This window comes from Kitasatospora sp. NPDC004799, from assembly GCF_040609095.1.
In the GTDB taxonomy this organism is placed as follows: Bacteria; Actinomycetota; Actinomycetes; order Streptomycetales; family Streptomycetaceae; genus Kitasatospora.
In genome coordinates, this window is sequence record NZ_JBEXJK010000447.1 from 1 (window position 1) to 6,507 (window position 6,507).

Here is a 6,507-nt window from a genome sequence, read left to right on the forward strand (position 1 = left end):
GGGGGGGGGGGCCGGGGGGGGGGGGCGGCGGCGGGGCCGCCCCCGCCCCCCCCCCCCACGACCGGACCGGACGGGTCACGCCACGACCACCGGCGACCTCCCGGGAACGCGGATGACTTTTTCGCGGCGGGGCCGAATCCTTTGGAGCGGCCCGTGCCTCTTATGAACGTTCCGACAGACGTCGGGCACGGGAATCCGGAGGTAGTGATGGTCATCGGAATCGGCATCGCCGTCGCCCTGGTGCTGCTCTGCACCTGCACGCTGGTCGTGAAGCGCAAGCGAGCCGGGCGTGGCTGAATCGGCCTGGCCCGGCGAGCAGTTGATCGCCGCCGCGCAGCGCGGTGACGTCGACTCGATCGCCGCCCTGGTGTCGGGCTCGCACCCCAACGTGCAGCGGTTCGCCCGCTCCCTCTGCGCCTCCCCGGAGGACGCGGAGGACGCGGCGCAGGAGGCCCTGATCATCCTGTACCGCAAGATCGGGATGCTGCGGGCCTCCGGCGCCCTGGCGTCGTGGATGTTCCGCATCGTCCGCAACGAGTGCCTCCGGCGCGCGCGGACCCGACTGCGGAACGACAGCGCACCGCTGCGGGACGACGGTGCGCCGCTGTGGCAGGACGCCTCCGTGGCCTCGGCCGAGGAGTCGGTCCTGCGCCGCCTGGAAGCGGACAGGGTCGCGGCCGCGGTCGCCGCCCTGCCCGCCGACCAGCGCCGCGTGCTGATCATGCGGGACGTCCAGGGCTACAGCGGCCGGATGGTCGCCGACGCGCTGGGCCTCAGCACGGCCGCGATGAAGTCCCGCCTGCACCGGGCCCGTTCGGCAGTCCAACGGGCCCTGCTGGCCGCCCCCGAACCGACCCCCGGAGGGAACCGATGCCCGCAACGATGACCAGGACGACGGCCAGGACGACGACCAAGGCGACGACCAGGGCGACGATCGAGACGACGGCCGAGGTGCGGGCCGGAACGAAGCCCGAGGGTCCCGACTACGCCGGCAAGTCCCTGCCCGAGCACGTCGCGCGCGGCGTGGTGGGCTTCGGCGCGCTGATCGGCTCGGTCGTCCTCCTCCCGCTGGTCGGGCCGGCCGGCCTGGCCCTCCTGCCGATCGGACTGTTCGCCCTGCGCGGCTGCCCGATGTGCTGGGCCATCGGGCTGATGCAGACCGTCTCGCGGGGCCGCCTCCAGCGCTCCTGCGAGGACGGCCAGTGCAGGCTGACCATCGCGGGACACGACGAGCAGCCCGGGGCGGCCGCTTCCTGAAGACGGCCGCCTGCTGAAGAAGCGCCCCACGCCCGTGCCCCACAGGGGAAGGCACGGGCGTGGGGCACGTCCGGCCCCCGATACGGTGACCGCGAACGGCGCCGGACGACCGGGCGGCTGCGACCCCATCCGGCACCCGTCCACCGACAAGCATTTTTTCCTTGACAAATTTTTTTGTCGGCTGGATGCTGGAGCAGTGCTGGAAGTCGCCGTGATCGAAGAACCCGCCGCGGCCGAGGCCTCGCTGGACCCGATGCGGTCACGCCTCCTCGCCGCCCTGACCGAGCCCGCCTCGGCCGCCATGCTGGCCGCCCGGCTGGGCCTGCCCCGACAGAAGGTCAACTACCACCTGAAGGAGCTGGAGCGGCACGGCCTCGTCGAACTCGCCGAGGAACGCCGCAAGGGCAACGTCACCGAACGGGTGTACCGCGCCACCGCGTCCTCGTACGTGATCTCCCCCAGCGTCCTGGCCGCCGTCAGCCCGGACCCCGCCCGCTCCCCCGACCAGCTCTCCGCCCGCTGGCTGCTGGCGCTCGGCTCCCGGCTGGTGCAGGAGGTCGGCACCCTGCTGACCGGCGCCTCCCGGGCTCGCCGACGGGTCGCCACCTTCGGCATCGACGCGCAGGTGCGGTTCGCCTCCGCGGCCGACCGGGCCTCCTTCGCCGAGGAGTTGGCCCAGTCCGTGGCCACCCTCGTCAGCCGCTACCACGACGAGTCCGCCCCCGGGGGCCGCAGCCACCGGGTGGTCGTCGGACTCCACCAGATCCCCGCCGTACAGCCCGGGGCCGGGGCGGAGGGCGGCCCTGCCGGCTCTGCCGGCTCTGCCGGCTCTGCCGAACGGGCCGAAACGACCGGCACTGCCACGGAAGAAGCCAGGACCGCACCGAACCAGGAGAACCCGCGATGACCCACCCGTTCGAGATCGAGCTGGAGACCTCCCTCCCGGCGAGCCCGGAGGAGGTCTGGGAGGCGATCGCCACCGGCCCGGGGATCGACTCCTGGTTCATGGGCCGCAACGAGCTGGACCCGCGCGAGGGCGGCACCGCCGTCATGGAGACCGGGGGCCACCGCGAGGAGGCCGTCGTCACCGCCTACGAGCCCGGCAAGCGCCTGGCCACCCGTACGGCCACCGGCGGGGACGGCCGCTTCATGGCCTTCGAGTACCTGGTCGAGGGCCGGGACGGCGGCTCCACGGTGCTCCGCGTGGTCCACAGCGGGCTGCTCGGCGACGACTGGCAGGACGAGTACGACGCGCTGCGCCGCGGCTGGCCGTTCCACCTCCACACGCTCCGCGAGTACCTCGCCCACTTCCCCGGCCGCACCGCCGTCCCCGTCTTCGCCGCCGCGCCGTCGGGCGACCGGACGGTGTCGGAGGTCCGGGCCCTGCTCGCCGGCGCCCTGTCGCTGCCGCTCCCGGCCGCCGTGGGCACGCGGGTCCACGGCGAACCGGCGGGCCTGCCGCCGCTGGACGGCGAGGTGGTCTGGGCGGACGACGAGCGCTTCGAGGTCCGCACCGCCGACGGGCTCTACACCTTCCACCACGGCTCCGGCCTGGTGCTGATGTTCCACCACCTCTTCGGCCGGGTTCCGGACGGGGCCGAGGCCGAGGCCGCCTGGCAGCGGTGGCTGGCCGGGCTCCTCGCCTGACCCGGTCCGCCCCTGCCGGCCCGCCCCTGCCGGCCCGCCCCTGCCGGACCTCCCTGCGACATACGACCTACGACCTACGAAATACGAGAACCGAGGAACCACTCATGCGCACCCTGATCAGCACCGCCTTCATCTCGCTCGACGGCGTCGTCGAGGGCCCCGGCGGCGAACCCGGCTACCGCAACTCCGGCTGGACCTTCAAGGACATCGACTTCCTCCCCGAGGCGTTCGAGATCAAGGGCCGGGAGCAGGAGGAGGCCACCGCGATGCTGCTCGGCCGGGTCAGCTACCAGGCGTTCAGCCCGGTGTGGCCGGAGATGGCGGAGTTCGCCCGCTACAAGACGCTGCCGAAGTACGTCGTCTCCACCACCCTCACCGAGGACGACCTGGTGTCGAACTGGGGCGAGACCACCATCCTGCGCTCGATCGACGAGGTCGCCGCGCTGAAGGAGACCGAGGGCGGCCCGATCATCGTCCACGGCAGCGCCGCCCTGAACCACGCCCTCTCGGACGCCGGCCTGATCGACCGCTACCACCTGCTGGTCTTCCCGCTGCTGCTCGGCGCGGGCAAGCGCCTGTTCAGCGCGACGGACAAGGACGCCCAGAAGCTGAAGCTGGTCGAGCACGAGGCGTACGGGAACGGTGTCCAGAAGCAGGTCTTCGACGTCGTCCGCTGACCGCCCGCCTCCTGCCCCGGTCCGTCAGCGCTGCTCCGCAGTACGCCAGATGAAGACCTCGCTGCTCGGCTGCCGCTCCGAGAAGAGCCCCGACGGCGAGGTCCGGGCGAGGAGGCGGCGGAGGTCCGCCTCGAAGGCCGGGAGGCGCTCGGCGAAGAGGTGCGGGGCGGAGAAGGAGAGCGAGAGGACGCCCGCGACCGCCTCGTCGGCCGAGCGCTCCAGCGGCTGCCCGCCCGGGACGACGATCCGCTGCGGACCGGTGAAGCCCGCGCGGGCGAGGACGGCGGCCTCGTCGCCCGGTGTGCCGTGCGGCAGCGTCCCCCGCCCGGCGCGGCGGACCGGGCCGAGGTAGCGCCGGACGAGTTCCCCGATCGCGTCGTACGGCACCGGCGGGTGCGGCAGACCCTCGGTGGGCCGCGGTTCGCCCTTCAGGTCCGAGATGTGCGCCAGGGCGCCGCCGGGCCGCAGCAGGCGCCGTACGGTCGCCGCCACCAGCTCGCGGTCCATCCAGTGGAAGGACTGGCCGAAGACCGCCAGCGTGAAGGTGCCAAGGCCCGAGGGCAGTTCCTCGGCCCGGGCCCGCACCCAGGTGGCCTTGGGTTCGGCGGCGCCCGCCCGGCGCGCCTCGGCGATCATCCCGGCGTCCGGGTCCACCCCGACGACCTCGCCGAACAGGTGCGCCAGGCCCAGCGCCAGCGTCCCCGGCCCGCACCCCACGTCGAGCAGTCGCCCGCGGGCGTCGGGCCCCCGGCCGTCGAGCTCCAGCGCATCGGCCAGCGCCTCCGCCAGCCCGGGGGCGTACGGGAGCCTGCCGCGGGTGTAGTGGGCGGCCGTTCCGGCGAACAGCGTCTCGTCCCAGGACCAGGCCTCGCCGGTCATCTCCGCTCCTTCGGGGTCGCCCATCGGGTGAACGGGCTTGATCATGCCATGAGTTGACTGAGCGTCATGGGTCGGTGGGGATCGGAAACCGGTGGACAGGCATCCTGTGGTCAACAGACTGATCCCATGACCGTGACAGATGACAAGACCGACCTCCGGATCTACATCCAGGACGCCCGCGACGCCCTGCTCTGGAAGCTCGAAGGCCTCTCCGAGTACGACCTGCGCCGCCCGCTCACCCCCACCGGGACCAACCTGCTGGGCCTGGTCAAGCACGTCACCGGCGCCGAGGCGCTGTACTTCGGCGAGACCTTCGGCCGCCCCTTCCCCGAGCCGGCCCCGCTGTGGATCATCGGCGGGACCGAGCCGAACGGCGACCTGTGGGCACGGGCGGACGAGAGCACCGAGGAGGTCATCGGGCGCTACCGGCGGGTCTGGTCGCACTCCGACGCCACCATCGAGGCGCTGCCGCTGGACGCCGTCGGCACGGTGCCGTTCGGCGCCCGCCACGAGCAGACCCTGCACCGGGTGCTCGTCCACATGATCGCCGAGACCCACCGGCACGTCGGCCACGCCGACCTGGTCCGCGAACTCGTGGACGGCGCCACCGGCCAGCGCTCCGACGGCGCCAACACCGCCCCCGGCGACGCCGCCTGGTGGCGGGCCCACCGCGACCGCGTGGAGCAGGCGGCCCGGGAGGCCGGCGGGCTCACCTGAGGTGGCTGCCGGGAATCCGCCGGGCCGGGGGACCCGACAGGCGTCAGCCTCCGTGCCGGGCAGCGGCCGGGCCGAGGTGCCGTACGACGGCCGCCGCCCGGTCGGCGAGGGGCCCCGGGGCGATCGGGACGCACGCGTACCCGAACTCGGCGTAGGCCTCCCGGTGGATCCGCTCGAACCGCAGCGACTCCTCGTACGAGATGCGCCGCGCCCCGGTCGGGGTGACGAAGCCCGGGCTCTCCACGAAGAACACCCGGCGCTCGTAGACCGCTGCCTGCCGGATGCGGTCGAGTTCCGCGGTGAGGGCCGGGGTCACCGGGTGGCCGAGGTACACCGCCAGGGCGTACGTGCACACCGGCGAACGGTCGAAGAACCGCACCTCCCCCGGCAGGCCGACCGCCCCTTCCTGCCGCCGCCGCTGCAGGGCGACCACCGCGTCCACGAACGACGGGTCCGTCCACGGCTCCGGCTCGCCCTGGGCCTGCCGCAGCGCGATCACGTCCGTGGCGGCCTCCTCGACCACCGGGTAGCCCGCGCACTCCAGCCACCGCAGGATCGCCGTCTTCCCGGCCCCGGGGGTGCCGGTCAGCAGATAGCGCTTCATCCCCGCACCCTACGGGCCCGGCGGGGTGGTGGCGGGGGCGGCAGGGGCAGGGGCAGGGGCAGGATCCGGGCCGGGCATGGGGACATCCGGCGTGACGAGCGAGGAGCAGGGCGCGCGGGTGGCCGACCGGTGCTCGGACTTCCCACCCCGCCCAACCGACCACCGCCAGCACCTCGGCCCCGCCCCCGGCCCGACCGGCCGTCGCACATCCCCCCTCACACCCACGCAGCACACAGCGCTGCCGGGCTCAGACCACGCCGGCCCCACCGGCCGCCGCCCACACCCGCGCAGCACCTCCGCGATGCCGAACGGGGCCGCTGCGCCGGCCCACCACGCCTCTCCCACCTGGGGCCCATCCGCCCCACCGACCGCCCCCACACCCGCACAGCGCCACGGTGATGCCCTCGGGCCAGGCAGCCGTGCCGCCCCGCCCGACCATCTCCCCGTCCGGAGCCCTGCGGCCCAGCAAGCCCGGGCCACCCCGGCCCGACCGGCCGTCGCACACCACCCCCCTCATCCCCGCGAAGCGCCTCCGCGATGCTGGACAGGGCCGCCGGACCGCCCCCGCCGCCAACCCACCACGCCTCTCCCGCCCGGGGCCCGCCCCAGCCCCGCCGGTCACTGCCCACACCGGGACTATCACGATCTAGGTGTACGACACCCGGTTGGACTAGGTGTTGATCTTGCTGTCGGGCGTGGGCCAGGTGGCCTACGCCCGTCCGGCTG

8 protein-coding genes are annotated in these 6,507 nt (G+C 74.0%); 6 read left to right on the top strand and 2 right to left on the bottom strand.

Going from position 1 to position 6,507, the window contains the following annotated elements; all coding sequences use genetic code 11:
• Positions 1-289 precede the first annotated feature (289 nt).
• From ABZW03_RS35025 to ABZW03_RS35045, 5 genes are all read left to right on the top strand, one after another.
• The gene (locus tag ABZW03_RS35025; protein ID WP_355267683.1) at positions 290-886 is read left to right on the top strand and encodes an RNA polymerase sigma factor; all 597 of its coding nucleotides are present in this window, start codon (positions 290-292) and stop codon (positions 884-886) included.
• Positions 883-1,257: a hypothetical protein gene (locus ABZW03_RS35030; protein WP_355267686.1), complete on the top strand. Its 375-nt coding sequence runs from the start codon at positions 883-885 to the stop codon at positions 1,255-1,257. The genes ABZW03_RS35025 and ABZW03_RS35030 overlap by 4 nt, the downstream gene beginning before the upstream one ends.
• Before the next feature lie 196 nt (positions 1,258-1,453).
• Positions 1,454-2,164: a helix-turn-helix domain-containing protein gene (locus ABZW03_RS35035; protein ID WP_355267689.1), complete on the top strand. Its 711-nt coding sequence runs from the start codon at positions 1,454-1,456 to the stop codon at positions 2,162-2,164.
• Positions 2,161-2,904: an SRPBCC domain-containing protein gene (locus ABZW03_RS35040; protein ID WP_355267692.1), complete on the top strand. Its 744-nt coding sequence runs from the start codon at positions 2,161-2,163 to the stop codon at positions 2,902-2,904. The genes ABZW03_RS35035 and ABZW03_RS35040 overlap by 4 nt, the downstream gene beginning before the upstream one ends.
• A 104-nt stretch (positions 2,905-3,008) precedes the next feature.
• Positions 3,009-3,581 carry a dihydrofolate reductase family protein gene (locus tag ABZW03_RS35045; RefSeq protein ID WP_355267694.1) on the top strand — a complete coding sequence of 191 codons (573 nt, stop codon included), beginning with the start codon at positions 3,009-3,011 and terminating at the stop codon, positions 3,579-3,581.
• Positions 3,582-3,605: 24 nt separating this feature from the next.
• Here ABZW03_RS35045 and ABZW03_RS35050 read toward each other — a convergent pair whose 3' ends face one another.
• Positions 3,606-4,460, bottom strand: coding sequence for a class I SAM-dependent methyltransferase (locus ABZW03_RS35050; protein ID WP_355267702.1), 855 nt, complete (start codon positions 4,458-4,460; stop codon positions 3,606-3,608).
• Between the two features lie 126 nt (positions 4,461-4,586).
• Here ABZW03_RS35050 and ABZW03_RS35055 point away from each other — a divergent pair, with 126 nt between their 5' ends.
• The gene (locus ABZW03_RS35055; protein ID WP_355267697.1) at positions 4,587-5,177 is read left to right on the top strand and encodes a DinB family protein; all 591 of its coding nucleotides are present in this window, start codon (positions 4,587-4,589) and stop codon (positions 5,175-5,177) included.
• Between the two features lie 43 nt (positions 5,178-5,220).
• On the opposite strand, the gene ABZW03_RS35060 is transcribed toward ABZW03_RS35055, so the two are convergent.
• Positions 5,221-5,781 carry an AAA family ATPase gene (locus ABZW03_RS35060; RefSeq protein ID WP_355267700.1) on the bottom strand — a complete coding sequence of 187 codons (561 nt, stop codon included), beginning with the start codon at positions 5,779-5,781 and terminating at the stop codon, positions 5,221-5,223.
• Positions 5,782-6,507 lie beyond the last annotated feature (726 nt).

Bases quoted from the DNA above. Each gene is read 5' to 3' on its own strand.
- ABZW03_RS35030 (WP_355267686.1), top strand. From the start codon at position 883: ATGACCAGGACGACGGCCAGGACGACGACCAAGGCGACGACCAGGGCG.
- ABZW03_RS35040 (WP_355267692.1), top strand. From the start codon at position 2,161: ATGACCCACCCGTTCGAGATCGAGCTGGAGACCTCCCTCCCGGCGAGC.
- ABZW03_RS35045 (WP_355267694.1), top strand. From the start codon at position 3,009: ATGCGCACCCTGATCAGCACCGCCTTCATCTCGCTCGACGGCGTCGTC.
- ABZW03_RS35050 (WP_355267702.1), bottom strand. From the start codon at position 4,460: ATGACCGGCGAGGCCTGGTCCTGGGACGAGACGCTGTTCGCCGGAACG.
- ABZW03_RS35055 (WP_355267697.1), top strand. From the start codon at position 4,587: ATGACCGTGACAGATGACAAGACCGACCTCCGGATCTACATCCAGGAC.
- ABZW03_RS35060 (WP_355267700.1), bottom strand. From the start codon at position 5,781: ATGAAGCGCTATCTGCTGACCGGCACCCCCGGGGCCGGGAAGACGGCG.